Annotated in this window: 1 protein-coding gene; it reads left to right on the top strand. The window is 67.9% G+C overall.

Features of this window, described 5'->3' with window-relative positions; genetic code table 11:
- Window positions 1–192, top strand: a 192-nt coding sequence (locus tag KVS71_RS19005) for an aminotransferase class V-fold PLP-dependent enzyme (RefSeq protein ID WP_217585309.1), incomplete at its 5' end; no start/stop codon positions are given.
- Window positions 193–234 lie beyond the last annotated feature (42 nt).

Genomic DNA, 234 nt, shown 5'->3' with positions numbered 1-234 from the left:
GTCGGGCAGTTCCTCGACGACCAGGGCATCGCGGTGCGCGTCGGTCACCACTGCGCCCAGCCGTTGCACCGACGGCTCGGCGTGACCTCATCGACGAGGGCGAGCACCTATCTGTACACCACCGCGTCCGAGGTGGACGCTGTCATCGTGGCGGTCGCCGGGGCGATCGCGTTCTTCGGGAGGGGCGCATGAGCGACCTGCAGTGCCTGTACCAGGAGCTGATCCTCGACCACT

Origin of the sequence: Microbacterium sp. GbtcB4, assembly GCF_019091465.1 — a bacterium.
In the GTDB taxonomy this organism is placed as follows: domain Bacteria; phylum Actinomycetota; class Actinomycetes; order Actinomycetales; family Microbacteriaceae; genus Microbacterium; species Microbacterium paraoxydans.
The sequence above is the reverse complement of the archived record's forward strand: the minus strand, read 5'-3'. Positions and strand labels throughout refer to the sequence as shown.